This window comes from Erythrobacter litoralis, assembly GCF_001719165.1.
GTDB classification, from domain to species: Bacteria; Pseudomonadota; Alphaproteobacteria; order Sphingomonadales; family Sphingomonadaceae; genus Erythrobacter; species Erythrobacter litoralis.
Map to the genome: position 1 here is coordinate 101,101 of NZ_CP017057.1, position 19,142 is coordinate 120,242.

The 19,142-nt window shown below is 65.8% G+C and carries 18 protein-coding genes; 10 read left to right on the forward strand and 8 right to left on the reverse strand.

Going from position 1 to position 19,142, the window contains the following annotated elements; all coding sequences use genetic code 11:
* Window positions 1-72: 72 nt before the first annotated feature.
* A complete protein-coding gene (locus tag Ga0102493_RS00445; RefSeq protein WP_174544549.1) occupies window positions 73-1,227 on the reverse strand; it encodes a serine hydrolase domain-containing protein in 1,155 nt (384 codons plus the stop codon).
* Between the two features lie 38 nt (window positions 1,228-1,265).
* On the opposite strand from Ga0102493_RS00445, the gene Ga0102493_RS00450 reads away from it, so the two are divergent.
* Complete coding sequence (locus tag Ga0102493_RS00450) at window positions 1,266-1,637, forward strand: hypothetical protein (RefSeq protein ID WP_150132378.1); 372 nt, start codon at window positions 1,266-1,268, stop codon at window positions 1,635-1,637.
* A gap of 13 nt (window positions 1,638-1,650) precedes the next feature.
* Here the strand turns inward: Ga0102493_RS00450 and mnmA are convergent, their stop codons facing one another.
* Window positions 1,651-2,820, reverse strand: coding sequence for a tRNA 2-thiouridine(34) synthase MnmA (mnmA, locus tag Ga0102493_RS00455; protein ID WP_034905909.1), 1,170 nt, complete (start codon window positions 2,818-2,820; stop codon window positions 1,651-1,653).
* A 157-nt stretch (window positions 2,821-2,977) separates the two neighbouring features.
* Between mnmA and Ga0102493_RS00460 the strand changes: the two genes are divergently transcribed.
* The 6 genes from Ga0102493_RS00460 (at window position 2,978) to Ga0102493_RS00485 (ending at window position 10,558) form a co-directional block, all read left to right on the forward strand.
* Window positions 2,978-3,415, forward strand: a complete 438-nt coding sequence (locus tag Ga0102493_RS00460; RefSeq protein WP_034905907.1) for a hypothetical protein — start codon at window positions 2,978-2,980, stop codon at window positions 3,413-3,415.
* Entirely contained in the window at window positions 3,415-3,714 is a 300-nt protein-coding gene (gene sciP, locus Ga0102493_RS00465; protein WP_034905904.1) for a CtrA inhibitor SciP, read from the forward strand. Before Ga0102493_RS00460 ends, sciP begins: the two co-directional genes overlap by 1 nt.
* A gap of 146 nt (window positions 3,715-3,860) precedes the next feature.
* Window positions 3,861-4,124: a GlsB/YeaQ/YmgE family stress response membrane protein gene (locus Ga0102493_RS00470; RefSeq protein ID WP_034905902.1), complete on the forward strand. Its 264-nt coding sequence runs from the start codon at window positions 3,861-3,863 to the stop codon at window positions 4,122-4,124.
* Between the two features lie 250 nt (window positions 4,125-4,374).
* Entirely contained in the window at window positions 4,375-5,607 is a 1,233-nt protein-coding gene (locus Ga0102493_RS00475; RefSeq protein ID WP_051698359.1) for an efflux RND transporter periplasmic adaptor subunit, read from the forward strand.
* A gap of 58 nt (window positions 5,608-5,665) precedes the next feature.
* Entirely contained in the window at window positions 5,666-9,220 is a 3,555-nt protein-coding gene (locus Ga0102493_RS00480) for an efflux RND transporter permease subunit (RefSeq protein WP_034905900.1), read from the forward strand.
* Between the two features lie 48 nt (window positions 9,221-9,268).
* Window positions 9,269-10,558 (forward strand): DUF445 domain-containing protein, encoded by a 1,290-nt coding sequence (locus Ga0102493_RS00485; RefSeq protein ID WP_081845753.1) that lies wholly within the window; start codon window positions 9,269-9,271, stop codon window positions 10,556-10,558.
* 21 nt (window positions 10,559-10,579) lie between these two features.
* Here Ga0102493_RS00485 and Ga0102493_RS00490 read toward each other — a convergent pair whose 3' ends face one another.
* The 3 genes from Ga0102493_RS00490 to Ga0102493_RS00500 all read right to left on the reverse strand — a co-directional run bounded on the left by Ga0102493_RS00490 (window position 10,580) and on the right by Ga0102493_RS00500 (window position 13,232).
* Window positions 10,580-11,452, reverse strand: a complete 873-nt coding sequence (locus tag Ga0102493_RS00490; RefSeq protein WP_051698358.1) for an energy transducer TonB — start codon at window positions 11,450-11,452, stop codon at window positions 10,580-10,582.
* Window positions 11,453-11,522: 70 nt separating this feature from the next.
* On the reverse strand, window positions 11,523-12,452 hold the full coding sequence (locus Ga0102493_RS00495; RefSeq protein ID WP_034905897.1) for an electron transfer flavoprotein subunit alpha/FixB family protein: 930 nt from the start codon (window positions 12,450-12,452) through the stop codon (window positions 11,523-11,525).
* Between the two features lie 33 nt (window positions 12,453-12,485).
* Window positions 12,486-13,232 carry an electron transfer flavoprotein subunit beta/FixA family protein gene (locus tag Ga0102493_RS00500; protein WP_034905896.1) on the reverse strand — a complete coding sequence of 249 codons (747 nt, stop codon included), beginning with the start codon at window positions 13,230-13,232 and terminating at the stop codon, window positions 12,486-12,488.
* Window positions 13,233-13,494: 262 nt separating this feature from the next.
* On the opposite strand from Ga0102493_RS00500, the gene Ga0102493_RS00505 reads away from it, so the two are divergent.
* The gene (locus Ga0102493_RS00505) at window positions 13,495-14,031 is read left to right on the forward strand and encodes a DUF6265 family protein (protein WP_174544525.1); all 537 of its coding nucleotides are present in this window, start codon (window positions 13,495-13,497) and stop codon (window positions 14,029-14,031) included.
* A 114-nt stretch (window positions 14,032-14,145) separates the two neighbouring features.
* Here the strand turns inward: Ga0102493_RS00505 and sucC are convergent, their stop codons facing one another.
* Window positions 14,146-15,345 (reverse strand): ADP-forming succinate--CoA ligase subunit beta, encoded by a 1,200-nt coding sequence (sucC, locus tag Ga0102493_RS00510; RefSeq protein ID WP_034905891.1) that lies wholly within the window; start codon window positions 15,343-15,345, stop codon window positions 14,146-14,148.
* 144 nt (window positions 15,346-15,489) lie between these two features.
* On the opposite strand from sucC, the gene Ga0102493_RS00515 reads away from it, so the two are divergent.
* Window positions 15,490-16,266, forward strand: coding sequence for a 3'(2'),5'-bisphosphate nucleotidase CysQ (locus Ga0102493_RS00515; protein WP_034905889.1), 777 nt, complete (start codon window positions 15,490-15,492; stop codon window positions 16,264-16,266).
* 147 nt (window positions 16,267-16,413) lie between these two features.
* On the opposite strand, the gene Ga0102493_RS00520 is transcribed toward Ga0102493_RS00515, so the two are convergent.
* Entirely contained in the window at window positions 16,414-17,109 is a 696-nt protein-coding gene (locus tag Ga0102493_RS00520) for a YiaD family glycine zipper/OmpA-like lipoprotein (RefSeq protein WP_034905888.1), read from the reverse strand.
* 235 nt (window positions 17,110-17,344) lie between these two features.
* Here Ga0102493_RS00520 and Ga0102493_RS00525 point away from each other — a divergent pair, with 235 nt between their 5' ends.
* A complete protein-coding gene (locus Ga0102493_RS00525; RefSeq protein ID WP_034905887.1) occupies window positions 17,345-18,655 on the forward strand; it encodes a hemolysin family protein in 1,311 nt (436 codons plus the stop codon).
* 75 nt (window positions 18,656-18,730) lie between these two features.
* Here Ga0102493_RS00525 and Ga0102493_RS00530 read toward each other — a convergent pair whose 3' ends face one another.
* A complete protein-coding gene (locus Ga0102493_RS00530) occupies window positions 18,731-19,141 on the reverse strand; it encodes a DUF3035 domain-containing protein (protein ID WP_034905886.1) in 411 nt (136 codons plus the stop codon).
* Window position 19,142: the final 1 nt, after the last annotated feature.

The following is a 19,142-nucleotide window of genomic DNA, read 5'->3' on the forward strand; positions in this document are numbered from 1 at the left end:
GTGAACCCATCGTTCAGGCAGCGACCGCAAGGGCGACCGCCTGCCCGAAACCCTGATGGGGCGCGCACGACCTTAGCGCTCGGGATATAGCTCGATCACGTCTGCCGCCTGCCGGAGCATCGCGCGGCGTTGCTCGGAGTCAGAATGGCCCAGCCGCACCACGGTCAGGCGCCGGTCGGGCGCGACGAGGACATACTGGCCCATGTGGCCGATCAGCGAGAACAGCTTGTCCGAGGCACGATCGGGAAACAGCGGATGCGGGAATTCGAGCCCTTCTACCGGCCGATTGAGCCAGGTCTGCAGGCCGTAGTGCGCAGCTGCCGGGCTGGGCGTCACCATCGCCTCGACCCAGCGGCTGGGGACGAGCTGCTCGCCGCCCGGCGCGCGGCCCTTGCGGCGCAGGAATTCCCCGAATGCCGCCCAGTCGCGCGCGGTGGCGTGCATCAGGCTGCCGCCGATCAGCGTGCCCGAAGCGTCGAATTCGGGGACCATCGAATCCATGCCGAGCGGTCCGAACAGCCGGGCCTCGAGGAAATCCGTCACCGCCCTGCGCCGCGTTTCGGGATCGTCGCTGTCCGCGAGCGCGTCGGCGGCGATGTCGGCGAGAATGACGGTGGTGTTGGAGGAATATTCGAACCGTTCGCCGGGCTCTGCCTCGAGCGGCTGCTCTTCCGCCCATTTCGCCATGTCGTCGCGCCCATCGAGAAACAGCATGCGCACTTCGGACGATTCGTAGGGCGGATCGCCCGCCTCGGTATGGCGCAGGCCCGAACGCATCTGGAGCAGGTGGCGCAGGGTGATGCCGGCGCGCGGATCGCCCGGACGTTGCCACAGCGCGACCGGAGCCGGCTCATCGAGGGTTAGGAGGCCGTCGGCGACCAGCATGCCGATCAGCACTGCCGTCACAGTCTTGGCCATCGACCAGCTTACGAAGCGGGTGTCGGCATCGTATCCCTCGCCATAGCGCTCCGCGGCGAGCTCGCCATTGGCCATCACCACCACCGCGCGCGTCTCACCAAGCCCTTTTCTGGCGAAAAGGTCGTCGATTTCGCGGGCGAGCTGCTCCCTCGGCGCTCCTGCCTTGTCGGTGACGGCGGCGCGCGCTTCATCGCTCAGGGGCGCAGGGGCAGTCGGCGCCGAGGCCCCGCATGCGGAGAGCAGAAGGGCTGACAGAACAAGGGCTGGCGCGAGGCGGGCGGCACGCCTAACAGGCTGGTCTCGAAACATCATCGCGCTCCCAATCTCCGAACCGGTCAGGCTTGGCAATGACAAACTCGAACAGGGCAAATCCGAACAGGGCGAACGCGAAACGCTCCCTCGGATCGCGCCTTGGCGCATGGCTGCTGCTGCTGGTCGTCGGCGGGATCGCCGCGGCCGCGCTGGTCTATCGCGAGCCGATCGAAGGCTATGCGCAGGTGGGCACTTCCTATGCGGCGCGAGTGACCTGTTCGTGCCGGTTCGTGGCCGGACGCAGCCTGGAGGACTGCGCCAAGGACAAGCTTGCCGGCATGGAACTCGTCACGCTCGTCGATGACGTGGAGGCGAAAAGCGTGACGGCGCGCTTCCCGCTCGTCACCGACAACACGGCGACCTATCGCGAGGGCTATGGCTGCGTGCTGGAGCCCTGGGAGGGGTAGGCAGGGCTGGCGTTCAGGCGCGCACGGCCTGCGTCGAATCGATCCAGCCGCCGCCGACCACCCGCTCACCGGCATAGATCACCGCCGCCTGCCCGGGGGCGACGCCGTATTCGGGCTGGGCGAAACGGATGCGAACCGTGGCCCCGCTGCCCAGCGGGCCTTCGAGAGTGACCGGCACCGGCTTCGCCATCGAACGGACCTTGACCGTCAGGCCTTCGCGCGGCACGTCGCCGATCGCATTGGTCTCGATCACTTCGGCGCTTTCCACTGCAAGCAGGCGCTTCGGGCCGACCCGGACCTCTCGGCTTTCCGCGTCCACGCCGACGACATAGAGTGGTTCGGGCTGCCCGCCGATCGCCAGGCCCTTGCGCTGGCCGACGGTGAAATGGACGATGCCTTCGTGGGTCCCGAGCTTTTCGCCGGTGGCGGCGTGTACGATGTCGCCCGGCGTCCCGCCTTCGGGCCGCAGCTTGGTCACGATCTTGGCATAATCGCCGTCGGGTACGAAGCAGATGTCCTGGCTGTCGGGCTTGGCCGCATTGCGCAGGCCCGCCGCTTCGGCCAGTTCGCGCACCTGCGTCTTCGGCAGGCCGCCAAGGGGGAAACGAATGTAGTCCAGCTGCTCCTGCGTCGTCGCGTAAAGGAAATAGGACTGGTCCCGCGCCGGATCGAGCGCGCGGTAGAGGTGCGGGCCCGCCTGCGCCGGGACGCGGCGGACATAATGCCCGGTCGCAAGGCAATCAGCCCCCAGTTCGCGCGCCATGCGGAACAGATCGGTGAACTTGGGCCCCATGTTGCAGCGAATGCAGGGCACCGGAGTGCGTCCGGCGAGATATTCGTCGGCGAACTGGTCGACGACGTCTTCGCGAAATGCGCTTTCATGGTCGAACACGTAATGCGCGATGCCGAGCCTGTCGGCCACCGCGCGCGCGTCGGAAATGTCGTCGCCGGCGCAGCACGCGCCCTTGCGCCCGGTGGCCGCGCCGTAATCGTAGAGCTGGAGGGTGATGCCGATGACTTCGGCCCCGCTCGCCGCGGCAAGCGCGGCGACGACGGACGAATCGACCCCGCCGCTCATCGCCACGACGATCCGGCTTTCGGCCGCCGGGCGGGGCAGGTCGAACAGGCTAGCGGCGTCGGGCCCGGCAAGCGGGCCGGCATCGAGGCGGGTGGCGGTGTCCATGAAATCCGCGCGCGATATAGGGATGCCGGGCCATTTGCGCCACCCCCGCCGACTCGCCGCGGCGCGGTGTGGTTCAATCATCGCCAAGCGGTATTCCTAAGCGCTGGTAAATTCCGGTTTTACCACATCTTGAGAACCGCGCGCTAAAACGCACTTCATGTTCGAAAAGGCCAATTCCATTTTTCCTCCTTCGCAGGAGCATTTTCGCGACGGTTGCGCCGCTCGCGGAGAGGCTTCGCGCAATGATGCCGAACGTGTCAGCGCTTCGGATGATACCCCAAGATTTGACGACCCCCCTTCGGAATATGGTGCCTCCGGGCGGGCCGGTGATGCGCTGAGGGCGATCGACTGGGCCGAACTCAATGCAAGGCTCGGCGCGGCGCGCGACCTGCGCGTACTGCTGCGGCGCGATGCGCATTCTAATATCGAGTCCAATGCGGCCAGCTTCGGGGATGCAGCGGCGCGTTACTTTGCCGCTCTCGAACAAGACGAACGACCTGTTAACCCCGATCATTTAGAGGCTCGCAAAGCCTCGCGCTCCATCCTTGGCAACAAGCAAGGGGATGCGGCAACAGGCGATGCGAGAGACGATTGATGATTGAGAACCAGGACATCCGCCCCGCCCAGGTGATTGGCCCGCTCGGCGAGCCTCTGACCCTTGAGGACCTTCCTTCGCCCGATACGAAGCGCTGGGTCGTGCGCCGAAAGGCCGAGGTGGTCGCCGCCGTCAATGGCGGACTGCTGACGCTTGACGAGGCGCTCGAGCGCTATGGGCTCACCCTCGAGGAATTCGCGTCCTGGCAGCGGGCGGTGGACCGCGTCGGCATGCACGGGCTGCGCGTCACGAAAATCCAGTTCTATCGCGAGAAATACGAGCGCCAGCTCAACTTCTGATCCCCGTTTCATGATCGACAGCCCGCCTCCCCGCCCTGTCCATGGGCGGTCGAGGGTTATGGTGCGTCGCCTTGTGCGCTATGGTTAGATTCGCTCGTCGGCAGACTCGCGCCCGGTGGCGTGATGCCCGGGCATGGGGAAAGCGTATGGGATTCATCGTCTTCATCATCATGGGCGGGGTGATCGGTTGGCTCGCCAGTCTCGTCATGAAGCGCGACGCCCAGATGGGCATATTCTGGAACATTGTCGTCGGAATCGCTGGATCTTTCATCGGGAACGGAATGTTCGCCTTCTTCGGCGGCGGCAGCATCGGCGACATCAGCGATATCGGCGCGCTGGTCGCAGCATTTATCGGAGCGGTGATCCTGCTTGGCGCAGCCAACCTGATCCAGCGCGGTCGGGTTCGTTAGGGATCGCGACTATGGCGCTCGAGCCGCGCTGCGCGCTGCAAGAGGCGGAACCGAAGGCATCGCCCTTCGTCTAGGCTGAAAGTCGTCAGTCGAACCGCGCATTGTCGGCGCGGCCGCCGCCGCCTATGTATCTTGCGCAAAGTGCCTTACGCACGTAATACACCAAAATCAGGAGCGGTCGCCTTGCGGCAGCCGCGATCGGCATCGCCATGACACGGAAAGCGGCTCGGTCGATCTTAAGGGAACGGGCATGAATTACGAGACCACCATCACGGCAGAGGCGGCCGACAGCGTTCCCGCCGAAACCGCCGCAGGCGACGGGACGCGGTCGTCCCCCGTGCTGCGCTGGCTGCTTATTGGCGGTGGCGGGCTATTGGCCCTGCTGCTTGCGATCGCCGCCTATTTTGCGCTCGCCGGCGGTGAGCCGGTTCCCGCCGGCGACGACCAGTCGCAGGCTCCGGTGGTGAGCGTTGTCGTCCCCGGCCGGACCACGATCGAAGGCACTCTGGAGGTTCCCGGCACGATCGCCGCGCGACGCCCGATGCCGGTCGGCGTCGCGGGCGAAGGCGGGCAGGTGCTGAGCGTGCGCGTCGATGCCGGCGACTGGGTCCGCCAAGGCGAGGTGATGGCCGTGATCGACCGGTCGGTCCAGAGCCAGCAGGCCGAGGCGCAGGCCGCCCAGATCGAAGTCGCGCGGGCCGATGCGCGGCTTGCCGAAGCGAATCTCGAACGTGCGTTGCAGCTGGTCGAGCGCGGTTTCGTTTCCAAGGCCGATATCGATCGCCTGCGCGCGACTCGGGATTCGGCGGTTGCGCGGGTGCGTGTGGCCGAGGCACAGCTCGATGAATTGCAGGCCCGCAATGCCCGGCTCAACATCGTCTCTCCGGCCTCGGGCTACGTGCTCGAACGCAATGTCGAGCCCGGCCAGACGGTAGGAGCAGGCAGCGGGGCATTGTTCACGGTCGCGAGCGGCGGCGAGATGGAAGTGCTCGCCCAGGTCAGCGAGGACCAGTTGGCGCGCCTTTCGGTCGGTATTCCGGCGACCGTCGTGCCGAGCGGTTCGGAAAAGGAATTCTCGGGCCAGGTCTGGCAGCTATCGCCCGTGATCGACCCCCAGTCGCGCCAGGGTACGGCGCGGATCGCCCTTCCTTTCGCGCCCGAATTGCGGCCCGGAGGGTTCGCTACCGCGCTGATCAATTCGGGGTCGGTGACCGCTACGGTCCTGCCCGAAAGCGCGGTTCTTGCAGACGATGACGGCGCGTTCGTCTATGTCGTCGACAAGGAGAACAAGGCCCAGCGGGTCGGTGTCCGCACCGGAATGGTCACGGCCGACGGCATCGCGATCATCGAAGGTCTCAGCGGCGAAGAGGAAATCGTCCTCAAGGCGGGCGGCTTCCTCAATCCGGGCGAGACCGTCAATCCGCGCCGCGCCGCGCTCGAGGGGCAAGGCGCGGCCCAGGTCGCCGGGCGTTCGCGTGACTGACAATGACGCCTCCCGAACCAGATGGGCCGGGCGGCGCCAACAGACGAGTGATTTATAAATGAGCCTCCGCAACATTTCCGCATGGTCGATCCGCAACCCGGTGATCCCGCTGGTGCTGTTCACCGCGCTGCTGATCGCCGGGATCGTCAGCTTCATGCGGATGGACGTGACGAACAATCCCGACGTCGATTTCCCTGCGGTAATGGTCAATATCGCCCAGCCGGGCGCCTCGCCGGTCGAGATCGAGAACCAGATCACGCAGCGGGTCGAGGCCGCGGTGCGTTCGATCAACGGGGTCAATTCGATCCAGTCCAGTGCGAGCGAAGGCTCCTCGATGACTTTCGTCGAGTTCGAGATCGGGACCGACCTGATCGAGGCTGTCAGCGAAGTGACGACCGCGATCGATTCGGTCCGCGGGCAGCTGCCGGACGGCATCCTCGAACCGCGCATCCAGAAGGTCCAAGTGGTGGGCGAGCCGATCGGCTATTTCGCGGTCGAAGCCGACGACATGACGATCGAGGAGCTGAGCTGGTTCATCGACGACACCGTGTCGAAACGCCTGCTCAAGATCGACGGCATGGCCGAGGTCGAACGCTTCGGCGGGGTCGACCGGGAGATCGAGGTGATCCTCGAGCCTGCCAAGATGCAGTCGTTCGGGGTCACCGCCTCGCAGATCAACAACGTGCTGCGCCAGACCAATCTCGATGCGGCGGGCGGCCTGACCGAACTCGGCGGGACGCGCCAGTCGCTGCGCGTTCTCGGCAATGCGGATACCGCCTTCGAGCTTTCGCAGCGCCAGCTGCAGCTCGGCGGCGGACGCACCGTGCGGCTTGCCGACGTCGCCACCGTACGCGACGGCTATTCCGAGCGCACCTCGGTCAGCGAAGTCAACGGCAAGGAAGTCGTCAACTTCCTGATGAACCGTGCGCGCGGTTCCTCCGACCTTGCGGTCTACGACGCGGCGATGGCGGAAATGGAATTGATGGAGCAGGAGATTGAGGGAATCGAGTTCATCCCGCTCGGCACCAGCACGAATTACACCCGCGATCAGTACACATCCTCCATGTGGGCGCTGGTCGAAGGCGCGCTGCTCGCGGTCGTGGTCGTGTTCCTGTTCCTGCGCGACTGGCGCGCGACCTTCATCTCGGCGGTGGCGATCCCGCTTTCGGCGATCCCGACCTTCTGGTTCATGGATCTCCTGGGCTTCAACCTCAACTTCCTCTCGCTGCTTGCGCTCGCGCTGGTGGCGGGCGTACTCGTCGACGACGCGATCGTCGAGATCGAGAACATCGTGCGCCACATGCGCATGGGCAAATCGGCCTACCAGGCGTCGATCGATGCGGCCGACGAAATCGGCCTGCCGGTGGTCGCGACCTCTTTCTGCATCGTCGCGGTATTCCTGCCCGTCGGCCTGATGCCCGGCGTTTCGGGTCAGTTCTTCCAGAATTTCGGCCTGACGGTCGTCGTCGCGGTGCTGATGTCGCTCGCCGTCGCGCGCATGGTGACGCCGCTCATGGCGGCCTATTTCCTCAAGGCGCAAGGCATGGGCGCGCACGGCGAAGGCGTGTGGATGGACCGCTACATGGCTGTGCTGGGCTGGACGCTCGACAGCGGCAAGATGGCCACGCGCCGCGCCGGGGTCGAGCCGCCTCGCGCGCGCTGGGTCTACATGATCATGCTGCTGCTGACGGTTGTGCTGCTGCTCGCGGTGACCGGCTTTGCCATGTTCACCGTGTTCGGCTGGCTCGCCGCGCTGGAAGTGCCGGGCCAGATCGCGGGCGCGGTGTCGAGCGATCCCTACGGCACGTTCTTCCACATCGTCTCGAAGACCTTCGAAGTCGTCATCGTCCTCGTGACCTCGCTCGCTGCCTTCCTCGCCGGGTGGGCGGTCTTCAAGCTGATCGAGCTGGCCGCCAATTCCGGCGGACGCTTCGGCGGCGGGGTGCGATACCTCACCGCCCGTTTCTATGATCACCGCGTCTGGATGCTGGGCGTGGGCTGGTTCTCGCTGCTCGTGACGGTCCTGCTGTTCGGGCAGATCCCGGGCCAGTTCCAGCCGACCATCGACGATGAGAATTCCCGCGTCGAGATCGAGACCGTGCCGGGCACGACGCTTGAGGAAACGAAGCGGATCGTGAATTCGGTCGCCGAACGGCTGTCCGAAGAACCCGAAGTGGAACGTCAGCTCCAGCGCATCCGGCAGGGCCAGAGCTCCTCGATATTCGTGCAGCTCAAGGACGACCGCGAACGCACCTCGATCGAATTCGAGCGTGAGCTCGCTCCCGTCCTTGCGCAGATCCCCGATGCGCGCGTGCGTTTCCAGTCGCAAAGCGCGGGCTTCGGCTCGGGCCGCGACCTGACCGTGATGCTGGCCGGGTCGGACCCCGAATTGCTCGAGGAAACCGCGCTCGAACTGGTCGAGCAGATGAAGGGTCTCGATTCGCTCGTCGCACCGCGCATCGCGGCCGATCTCAACCGGCCCGAGATCATCATCACTCCGCGCGAGAAGATCGCCGCCGATCTGGGTGTGACCACGGCCGCGCTGTCCCAGACGATCCGCATCGCGACGCTCGGCGAAATCGAACAGAACGCGGCTCGGTTCTCGCTTTCCGATCGCCAGATTCCGATCACCGTGCGCCTCAGCGAAAAGGCGCGGGGCGATCTCACCACCATTCGCAACCTGCCGGTTCAGACCGCGGGCGGCGGGTCGGTCCCGCTGGGCCGGGTGGCGACGATCGAGTTCGGCTCCGGCCCGACCACCATCCAGCGTTACAACCAGAGCCGACGCGTGCTCATCGGTGCGGACCTCGCGAGCGGCGTGCTGAAGGGCGAGGCGCAGCAGCAGGTCGATGCCCTGCCGATCCTGAGCAACCTGCCCACCGGCGTCATCCGCGATGTCGTGGGCGAGGAGGAATGGCAGGCCGAACTGATCCAGAATCTTATCATCGCGGTGACCGCGGGCGTGCTGCTGGTCTTCGCGGTGCTGGTCCTGCTCTACAAGCGGCTGATGAGCCCGCTCGTTAACATGACCTCCCTTGCGCTTGCGCCGCTCGGTGGAGTGCTTCTGATCTGGCTGATCGGCATGCCGAACTCGATGCCGGTCTATATCGGCATCCTCCTGTTGCTCGGCATCGTGTCGAAGAACTCGATCCTGCTGATCGACTTCGCGATCGAGGAAATGGACCGCGGCACTTCCAAGCTCGAGGCAATCATGGAAGCCGGGCACAAGCGCGCCCAGCCGATCGTCATGACGACGGTGGCCATGACCGCGGGCATGGTCCCGGTCGCGCTTTCGCTGTCGGGCGACGGTGCGTGGCGCCAGCCGATGGGGATCGTGGTGATCGGCGGCCTGCTGCTGTCGACCCTGCTCACCCTGCTTATCGTGCCTGCAGGCTTCAGCCTCGCCGACGGTTTCGAGAAGCGGGTCGGCCCGTGGCTGCGCGAGCGGATGCTGACCTATCGCCCGGGCGACGACGGCAAACCCATTCCGCCCGAGACGGGCGGGCAGGGCGGCGTGCCGCGACCGGCAGGACCGCGCCCCGATGCACCGATCCCGGGCGGTGCGCCAATCCCGGCCCGAAAGCTCCCGCCGGGGACCGAACCTGCCGAGTGACCGGGCGGGGCGTGACGCAGGCCGCCTCGTGCGGCTATCAGGGCAATCATGGCGAGCATTAGCCCTGGTTCCTATCCCTATGGCGGCGCCCCGCTGACACCCGATCGCGCGCGGCGCATGCGCTGGACCGCGACCGGGATGCTGGCGGCAATGGCGGTGATCTTCTTCACCACGCATGGCTTCGTCGGCACCCATCCGGCCTGGGGTTACGTCAACGCCTTCGCCGAAGCGGCGATGGTGGGTGGGCTCGCCGACTGGTTCGCGGTGACCGCGCTGTTCCGCCACCCGCTCGGCCTGCCAATCCCGCACACCGCGATCATCCCGCAGAACAAGGACCGCATCGCCGAGACCATGGCGGCGTTCCTGCGCGAGAATTTCCTCACCCCCGCAGTCGTCGCCCGGCGCATGTCGGGCATGAATGTCGCGCGCGCGATCGGGGATTTCCTCGTTGCCAGTCCGACACGCGGCGGCGAGGACGCGCGCTCGCGCATCACCGCGGGCGCGGCGGAGCTGATCGCGGAAGTGCTCGAATCGCTCGATCCCGACCGGCTCGGCAATCAGGTGAGGAGCGGGCTTGCGGCGCAAATTTCGAAGATCGAGATCTCGCCGCTCGCCGGGCGGATGATCGAGAGCATGATGGCCGACAAGCGTCACCAGCCCTTGATCGACGGGCTGATCCGCTGGGCGGGCCTGACGCTGGAGGACAACGAGGAGACGATCCGCGCGATCATTCACGAACGCACCTATCGCATTGTCCGCTGGATCGGGCTCGAGGACAAGGTATCCGGCCCCGTGCTCGACGGGCTCTACAAGCTATTGGCCGAAGTGCTGGTCGATCCCGACCACCCGCTGCGCCACAAGGTCGAGGAGGGCTTGCAGAAGCTCGCGCAGGATCTCCAGCACGATCCCGAAACGCGCGAGCGGGTGGAGGAGCTGAAGCGCGAACTGCTCGAAAACCCCGCGGTCGCGGAATGGTGGATGGGCGTGTGGGAGCGCCTGCGCCGCTCGCTGATCCGCCGCGCGCGCGAAAGCGAGAGCGCAATGGGGGCGGAAATGCGCAGCACTCTAGCGGACCTGGGGAATGCTCTGAAGCAGGACGAGCGGCTGCAGGTCCAGATCAACCGGTTTGCCCGGCGTACGATGGTGGGCGTCGCGACGCGCTACGGCTCGCAGATCGTGACGCTGGTGTCGGACACGGTGAAGCGCTGGGACGCGACCACGATCACGGGCCGGGTCGAAGGCGCGGTAGGGCGCGACCTCCAGTTCATTCGCATCAACGGCACGCTGGTGGGCGGCTTGGTGGGAATGACGCTGCACTTCATCACGGGGTTCATGTGAGCAGCGTCGTCCTGATCGCTGTCAGATCTGGTAGGTGATCCTCGTCACATAGTACGAGCGCATGGGCTGCCCTGCAGCATCAAGCGCCGGCGTGAACTTTGCATCCTGCATCGCATCGCAGGCCGGTGACTCGAGTTTTTCGGTGTCCGTGGCCTTGATGATCGTGCACTCCTCGACAAGACCCTCGGGGCTGACGATCACCCGCATCCGCATCAGGCCCTGTTCGCCGCGATTGAGCGCAGTTCTCGGATAATCCTTCTGAATTCGGCGCACGACCGCTGCCATATTCGCCCATTCGGGCATCCGGCTGGCGCTGCGCTGACGTTCGAAATCCAGCCCCCATTCGGCGACAAGTCCCGCTGTGCATTGGTTGAGCACCTCGAACGCCTCATCGAGCGGACCGGTCAGAAGACGGATTTCGTCACCGCGCTGCTTGATCCCGACATATGCGACCTTGGAGGCCAGCCCGGGGTCGAGTTGGGACAACCGCGTGGTCCGATCATCACCTTGTTCGTCAGAAACTTCGTCCGCGGGTGCCAGTGCCGCCGACGAATAGATCACTCCCGGCCCGAAACCGGCCACCTTGCCGGTAAAGGGCTCGGTGCGCTGGGGGTCCTGACCGTCGAAGAAGGAAAGCTCGGTGCGCCGGCGACTCCGGAACCGGTCGAACGAGGGTCCGGCGACAGTGAGGCCGAAGCCTTCGCTGGGCCAATACTGCTCAAAGAACACGAGATGCCGGTTCTCCCCCTCACCGAACAAGCGCGCCAGGCGGCACTTGTCATCGGCGAAATCGACATTCCAAGCCGAGCTGGGCGCGATGTCGACGACCTCGGCACCCGCCGGCGCGGAAGCTAGCGATGCAGTCAGGACGAGAAGGGCATAGGTGTCACGCATAAAAAACCTCCGGCAGGCTGGTAACCTGCCGGAGGCGCGTTGCGAAATAAAGTCGCTTGCGATGAACGGCTTAGAGCTCGCTCGTTAGCTCTGGCACCGCATTGTAGAGGTCCGCGACGAGGCCGATATCGGCGACCTGGAAGATCGGTGCGTCCTCGTCCTTGTTGATCGCGATGATGACCTTGGAATCCTTCATCCCCGCCAAGTGCTGGATCGCGCCGGAAATGCCGATCGCGATGTAGACTTCGGGAGCCACGATCTTGCCGGTCTGGCCGACTTGGTAATCGTTGGGGACATAGCCCGCATCGACCGCCGCGCGGCTCGCGCCGATGGCGGCGCCGAGCTTGTCGGCGAGCGGGGTGATGATCTGTTCGAAGGTCTCCGAATCCTTCAGCGCACGGCCGCCCGAGACGATGACCTTGGCGCTGGTCAGTTCGGGGCGGTCGCTCTTGGCGATCTCGCGGTTGACGAAGGTCGACAGGCCCGCATCGCCCGGACCGCTCACGTCCTCGATCGAGGCCGAGCCGCCTTCGGTCGCGGCCTTTTCGAAGGCCGTGCCGCGCACAGTGATCACCAGCTTGGGATCGCCGGACTGGACGGTCGCGATGGCGTTGCCGGCATAGATCGGCCGGGTGAAGGTCTTGTCGCCTTCGACCGACAGGATGTCGGAAATCTGCATCACGTCGAGATGCGCCGCAACGCGCGGGGCGATGTTCTTGCCCGAGGTGGTCGCCGGGGCGAGGAATGCGTCATAGCCTTCCATCACCGATGCCGCGAGCGGGGCCACGTTTTCGGCAAGGCCGTGTTCGTAGGCGGCATCGTCGGCCTTCAGCACCTTGGCGACGCCCGCGATCTTGGCCGCGGCCTCGGCGACCGCACCGCAATCCTTGCCCGCGACCAGCGCATGGACTTCGCCCAGCTTGGATGCCGCGGTGACGACCGCGAGGGTCGCGTCATTGACGGTGGAATTGTCGTGTTCGACCAGAACCAGAGTGTTCATCTGTCTCTTCCTTTCTAGCGCTTGCAGGCCCGCTCAGGCGATGCCGAGCGCCTTGATCTTATCGACCAGCGCGGCGACGTCCTCGACCTTTTCACCGGCCTGCCGCACGGGCGGCTCGGCGACGTTGGTCGTGGTGAGACGCGGCGCGATGTCGACGCCGAAATCGGCCGGCGTCTTGGTGTCGAGCGGCTTCTTCTTCGCCTTCATGATGTTGGGCAGCGAAGCGTAACGCGGCTCGTTCAGGCGCAAGTCGGTGGTGACGATCGCGGGCATGGTCAGCTTGACCGTTTCCAGACCGCCGTCGATCTCGCGCTTGACGGTGACGGCATCGCCATCGACTTCGACCGTGTTGGCGAAGGTGCCCTGCGGACGGCCCATAAGGGCGGCGAGCATCTGACCAGTCTGGTTCGAATCGTCGCTGATCGACTGCTTGCCGAGCATGATCAGACCGGGCTGCTCCTCCTCGGCGATCGCCTTGAGGATCTTGGCCACGGCGAGCGGTTCGACCTCTTCATCGGTCTCGACGAGGATCGCGCGGTCGGCGCCCATGGCGAGCGCGGTGCGGAGCGTTTCCTGCGCCTTGCCCGGGCCGATCGAGACGGCGACGACTTCCTCGGCCTTGCCGGCCTCTTTCAGGCGGATCGCTTCCTCGACGGCGATTTCGTCGAAGGGGTTCATGCTCATCTTGACGTTGGCGAGGTCGACGCCCGAGCCATCGGGCTTGACCCGCGGCTTCACGTTGTAATCGATCACCCGTTTGACGGGGACGAGGATCTTCATGTGCGTTTCCTTTCCCTTTGGCCCTCACCGCAGGGATGCAGCCCTGCGGTGCATGGCGAAACTCTCGCGGCGCGCCCTAGCTAGCGTTTACGTAAACGTCAAGCAGCGCTACTTGTTCCGGAACGCGGGCGCACCGGCATCAGCGGGTCATGTCCTTGCGCTCGGCCATTGCGAGGTCAAGTGCCGATTTTGCGTGGGAAGCGGTGATTCGTGCAGCTATCATGGCCGCGCGTCGCAATGGCGCGGCGAGGGGAGGATGGCGATGGTGAAGACGGTTTGGCTGGCGGCGCTCGCTGCGCTGTCTATGGTCGGAACGGCGAAGGCCGAGGAGCCGATGGAAACGCGGCTGGCGGAGGAAGGCGCGCAGCCGGCCCGGGCAGCGCTCGAACAGGTGGAGTGGCTGATCGGTCAGTGGAAGGGGGCCGGGATCGGCGGCGCGCCCGCACTCGAAAGCTGGCTGCCGGCGGCAGGGCGAACCATGGTCGGCATCTTCGTCCAGCAGGGCGAGGACGGCGAGGTTCGCTTCACCGAGCACCTGCACCTGATCGAGGAGGAAGGCTCGCTCGTACTCCGGCTCAAGCATTTCAACGCCGACCTCACCGGGTGGGAGGAAAAGGATGACATGGTCACCTTCCGCCTCGCCGAGATCGAACCCTGCGCGGCCTATTTCCACGGCTTGACGCTGCGCTGCGCGGATCCCGAAAAGCCGGGCGAGGGTCTGGTCGCGGCGGTGCGGATGCAGTCCGGCGGAGAACTGGTCTTCCATTACGAGCCGATCGAACCGGACCGCGCCGGATAGTTGTTCCCCGGGCGCACCCGCGACCGCAAGGGCGACCGCCCGTCCGCAGGTGCCCGCAGCGCAGCGGAGGAACAGCACCGAGGAGGCCCGCCCGGATGGGCGGACCCAGACCAATCACGCCGCCTGCTTTACCTCGGCGACGATCTTGCGCGCCGCATCGCCAAGATCGTCGGCGCTGACGATGGCGAGGCCCGAATTGTCGAGGATTTCCTTGCCGGCCTCGACATTGGTGCCTTCGAGCCGGACCACCAGCGGGACCTGCAGGTTCACGTCCTTGGCCGCCTGCACTATGCCGTTCGCGATCACGTCGCACTTCATGATGCCGCCGAAGATGTTGACGAGGATGCCCTCGACCGCCGGGTCCTTGAGGATGATCTTGAAGGCGGCCGTCACCTTCTCGGTCGTCGCGCCGCCGCCCACGTCGAGGAAGTTCGCCGGGAAGGCACCGTTCAGCTTGATGATGTCCATCGTCGCCATGGCGAGCCCGGCGCCGTTCACCATGCAGCCGATGTTCCCGTCCAATTTGATGTAGGCGAGGTCGTATTCGCTCGCCTCGACCTCGCTAGGGTCCTCCTCGGTCTCGTCGCGCATTTCCGCGATGTCCTTGTGACGGAACAGCGCGTTCGAATCGAAGCTCATCTTGGCGTCGAGCACGGTCAGCTTGTCGTCTTCGGTTTCGACCAGCGGGTTGATCTCGAGCATCGCGGCGTCGGTCGCCATGAAGGCGTCGTAAAGCTGCTTGGCGAGGCGTTGCGCCTGCTTGTTGAGATCGCCTTCCAGCTTGAGCCCGAAGGCGAGAGCACGCGCATGGTGGGGCATGAAGCCCTGCGCGGGATCGATCGTGATCGTGGTGATCTTTTCCGGCGTGTCATGCGCGACCGCCTCGATGTCCATCCCGCCTTCGGTTGAGGCGACCATCGCGACGCGCCCGCTCGCGCGGTCGACCAGCAGCGAGAAATAATATTCCTTGGCGATGTCGACCCCGTCGGTGACGTAGAGGCGATTGACCTGCTTGCCTTCCGCGCCGGTCTGGACAGTGACGAGCGTGTTGCCGAGCATTTCGCGCGCGTGGCTCTCGACTTCCTCAAGGCTCTTGGCGAGGCGAACGCCGCCCTTGGCGTCCTCGGGCAGTTCCTTGAACTTGCCCTTGCCGCGGCCGCCGGCATGGATCTGCGCCTTCACCACGTAAAGTGGCCCGGGCAGCTTCTTCGCCGCAGCCACCGCTTCCTCGACGCTGAGCGCGGCGTGCCCCTCTGGCACGGCGATGCCATGGGCTTTGAGGAGTTCCTTGGCCTGGTATTCGTGGACGTTCATCAGCTTTCGATCCCTTGTTCGTGTCGCCGGGGAGGTTGCGCGGGGCCTAAGCATGGATCGGGGCGCTTGAAAAGTCTCTCTCGCGCGGCCAAGCCTGATCGTCGACATGCCCCCCGCAGAACACTCCGCCCGAAGAACACCGACGTGATAGACAAGGCCCGTTTCACACAGATCGTCCGCGAGGCGGGCCGGATCGCCCATGCCCGCTGGCCGGGCGCGGGCCATGCCCTGTCGAGCTGGGACAAGTCGCCCGGCAATCCGGTGAGCGAGGCGGATCTGGAGGTAGACCGTTTCCTCAAGCGCGAATTGCTGCGCCTGCTTCCTTCCGCGGCGTGGCTTTCGGAAGAGACCGCCGACGACAAACGGCGCACCCGCAGCGGTCTGATCTGGGAAGTCGATCCGATCGACGGGACGCGCGATTTCGTGCGCGGGCGTAGCGGCTGGGCGGTCTCGGTGGCGCTGGTAAGCTCGGGCCGCCCGCTTATCGGAATGCTGGTCGCCCCTGCGCGGAGAGAGGAATGGTGCGCGGTCGCGGGGCAGGGGGCAACGCTCAACGACGCGCCGTTGACCGCCAGCGCCCGCAAGGATTTCGAGGGCGCGCGCGTTCCCGCCGATCACCTTCAGGCCGAGGATTCGATGCTGGTCGCGGTCGAGAAGCCCAATTCGATCGCGCTGCGGATCGCGATGGTGGCCGATGACCGTGCGGACCTCGTCGCGACCCTGCGCTGGGGCTTCGAATGGGACGTCGCCGCCGCGACCCTGATCGCGCGCGAGGCCGGGGCGCAGGTCAGCGATGCCTTTGGCCGCCCGCTCGATTACAACAAGCATGACCCGCGCGATTTCGGAGTGCTCGTGTGTGCGCCGGGGATTCACGAAGCGGCAGTGAAGCATCTTGCCAAGCGGGCAGAGCAGCTACGCTGATATCGTCGATATGCCGACCATCCGGCACGATAATCGGGCCGCCCCTCAGGGCGGCTCGCAAGGCTAGGCGGCCGCTCGCAGCGATGCGACCTTCAGATCGCACGAGCGAGGATGTGGGGGCGCGGATGCGCCCCCAATGCAAACGCGTCAGTTCCCGCGCGCGGCGTTCACGTCGTCCTGCGAAATCGGGATGATCTTGATCTCGACCCGGCGATTGAGCGGTTCGGCCACGCCGTCGGCGGTCTTGACCCGCAGGTAGTCGTATTGCTCGCCATAACCCTGTGTCGCAAGACGGCTGCGCGCGACGCCCCGCGCGGCGAGGTAATCGGCGACTGCCTGTGCGCGCTGTTCGGAGAGGCGCTGATTGAGCGCATCCGAGCCAGTCGTGTCGGTGAAGCCGTACACGTCGATAAGGCTGTTGGGATAGTTGACGAGGTTCTGTGCGACCGCGTTCAGCGTGTCGTAGAAGCCCGGATTGATCTGGGCCGAACCGGTCGCGAAGGTCACGCCGTCTGGCATGCGCAGCAGGATCGCCTCCTGGTCGCCGACTTCCTCGACCTCGACACCGGTGCCTTCGGTCAGTTCGTCGAGTTCGCGGATCTGGTCGTCATATTGCTTGCCGATCACCGCGCCGGCCGAGCCGCCGATGCCCGCGCCGATGATGCGCGCCGCGTCGCCGCCGATGGCTCCGCCGAGGAGGTAACCGAGCGTGCCGCCGATCCCCGCCCCGATTGCAGTGCGCGAGGCCTTGCGTTCGCCGGTATTGGGATCGGTGACGCAGCCGCTCGTCCCGATGAGAGCGAGGGCGGCGGTGCCCGACAAAAGGATGCGTGATACTTTCATTATTATCCTCCACTTGCTGGCATGCCGCGTAGTTCGCGCGGCATGTCCTTCCCTATCAAGCCTCGGAACCGGCCCCTGTTCCGCATGGCTTCCCCCATTTGCGCTCCCGATGGCAGCGCCGACCGGTCGAGCGCGGCCAGGATAGACGTGGATTATCCACGATGACAGCGCTTTCGCCGCAAGGGCGCGCTTTTGGCCACTGGCATGGCCCGGCAATTGTGCTAGCGCTTGCGGCGTGACACCCTTTCCCTGGCCAGACCTTCTGATCATCGCCGGGCTGATCGTGCTCAATGGCGTCTTCGCGATGTCCGAACTCGCGATCGTCTCGGCCAGGACATCCACGCTCAAGGCCCGCCGCGACGAGGGCTCTACCAGCGCCGGCATCGCGATCGCGCTGGCGGCCGATCCGGGCAAGTTCCTCTCGACCGTGCAGATCGGGATCACCCTGATCGGAATCCTCGCAGGCGCCTATTCGGGCGCGAGCCTCGGCCTGCCGGTGGCCGAGCGGCTCGCCTTTCTGGGAGTGCCGGCCGATATCGCGGAGGAACTGGGCTTCACCCTGGTGATCGCGCTGACGACCTATTTCACCGTGGTCGTCGGCGAACTCGTTCCCAAGCAGCTCGCCCTGCGCGCGGCGGTCCCGATCTCGCTCGTCATGGCGAGGCCGATGGACTGGCTCTCGCGCATTGGCGCCCCGCTCGTGTGGGTGCTCGACAAGTCGTCGGCAGCGGTGATCGCCCTTTTCGGTATCACTTCAAAGGGGCAGTCGTCGGTGACTTCGGACGAATTGCGCATGATCCTCGCCGAGGCGACGCGTTCGGGCGTGATCGAGGTCGAGCAGCACCAGATCCTCACCGGTGTCGTGCGGCTGGCCGAACGGCCCGTGCGCGAAATGATGACGCCGCGCACCGAAGTCGACTGGATCGACGCCGATGCCGACCGCGCGCAGATCCGCGCCGTCATCGCCGACAGCCCGCATTCGGTCCTGCCGGTCGCCGAAGGCTCGCCCGATGCGATCCTCGGCCTCGTCAAGGTGCGCGAGGTTTTGGCCCGGATGGTCGAGGGAGAAAAGGTCTCGATCCGCGAGATGATCCGCCGGGCCGAAGTCGTGCCCGATCAGCTCGACGCGATGGATGCATTGAGGGTCCTGCAATCGGCGGATATCGCGCTTGCGCTGGTGCACGACGAATACGGCCATTTCGAAGGCGTTGTGACACCCGTCGACCTCCTCACCGCGATCGCGGGCGATTTCGCGAGCGATCGGGACGAGGGAGACAGCCCGCAGGTGGTGGAACGCTCGGATGGCTCGCTGCTGGTGTCGGGCGCGCTTTCGGCGGACGCGCTCGCCGACCGGCTCGGCCTCGAATATGGAGAGGACCGCGAATTCGGGACCGCTGCGGGCTATGTCCTGTCGGTGCTCAAGAAGCTGCCGGTCGAGGGCGAGGCCTTCACCGACCAGGGCTGGCGTTTCGAAGTTGTCGACATGGACAATCGCCGCATCGACAAGCTGCTGGTCAGCCGGGTCGAGGAACGCGAGGACTCGTAACCAGCATCAGAAGTATCGAGGGATTGGACCGGAAGGCGGGCCCCAAGAACGAGCGCCCCGGACGGGCACGCGGGATCAGCCCGGAATCAACGTCTGCGCGTTCTGACCGTCGCCCTCGGGAGCGGCGATGATATCGCGGGTCACGCGGCCCTTGGCGACGGTGTTGGTCTTTTCGTCGCCCGCCTGCGAACGGATGCTCGGCGCGGCGCTTCCGGCGCGGTTTAGCGCGGTGCTCTCGATCTCGCTGCGCGGGGCCGGGCCGCCGAACAGGGCTTCGAGCGCCTGTTCGCTCGCCGTGCCTTCGGCCGGGCGCGGGGCGCCGGGTTCGGGCGGGGTGAGCGTGAAATCGGGCGGCACCACCAGCGGCGCCTGGCGCTGCACGGCGAATTCGTCGGGTCGGTCGCGGTTGAACAGCCCGCCGCCGCCGCACGCGGCGAGCATGGCGCTGGCCGAGCCGAGCAGGATCGCGGTTTTCAGGATACGCATG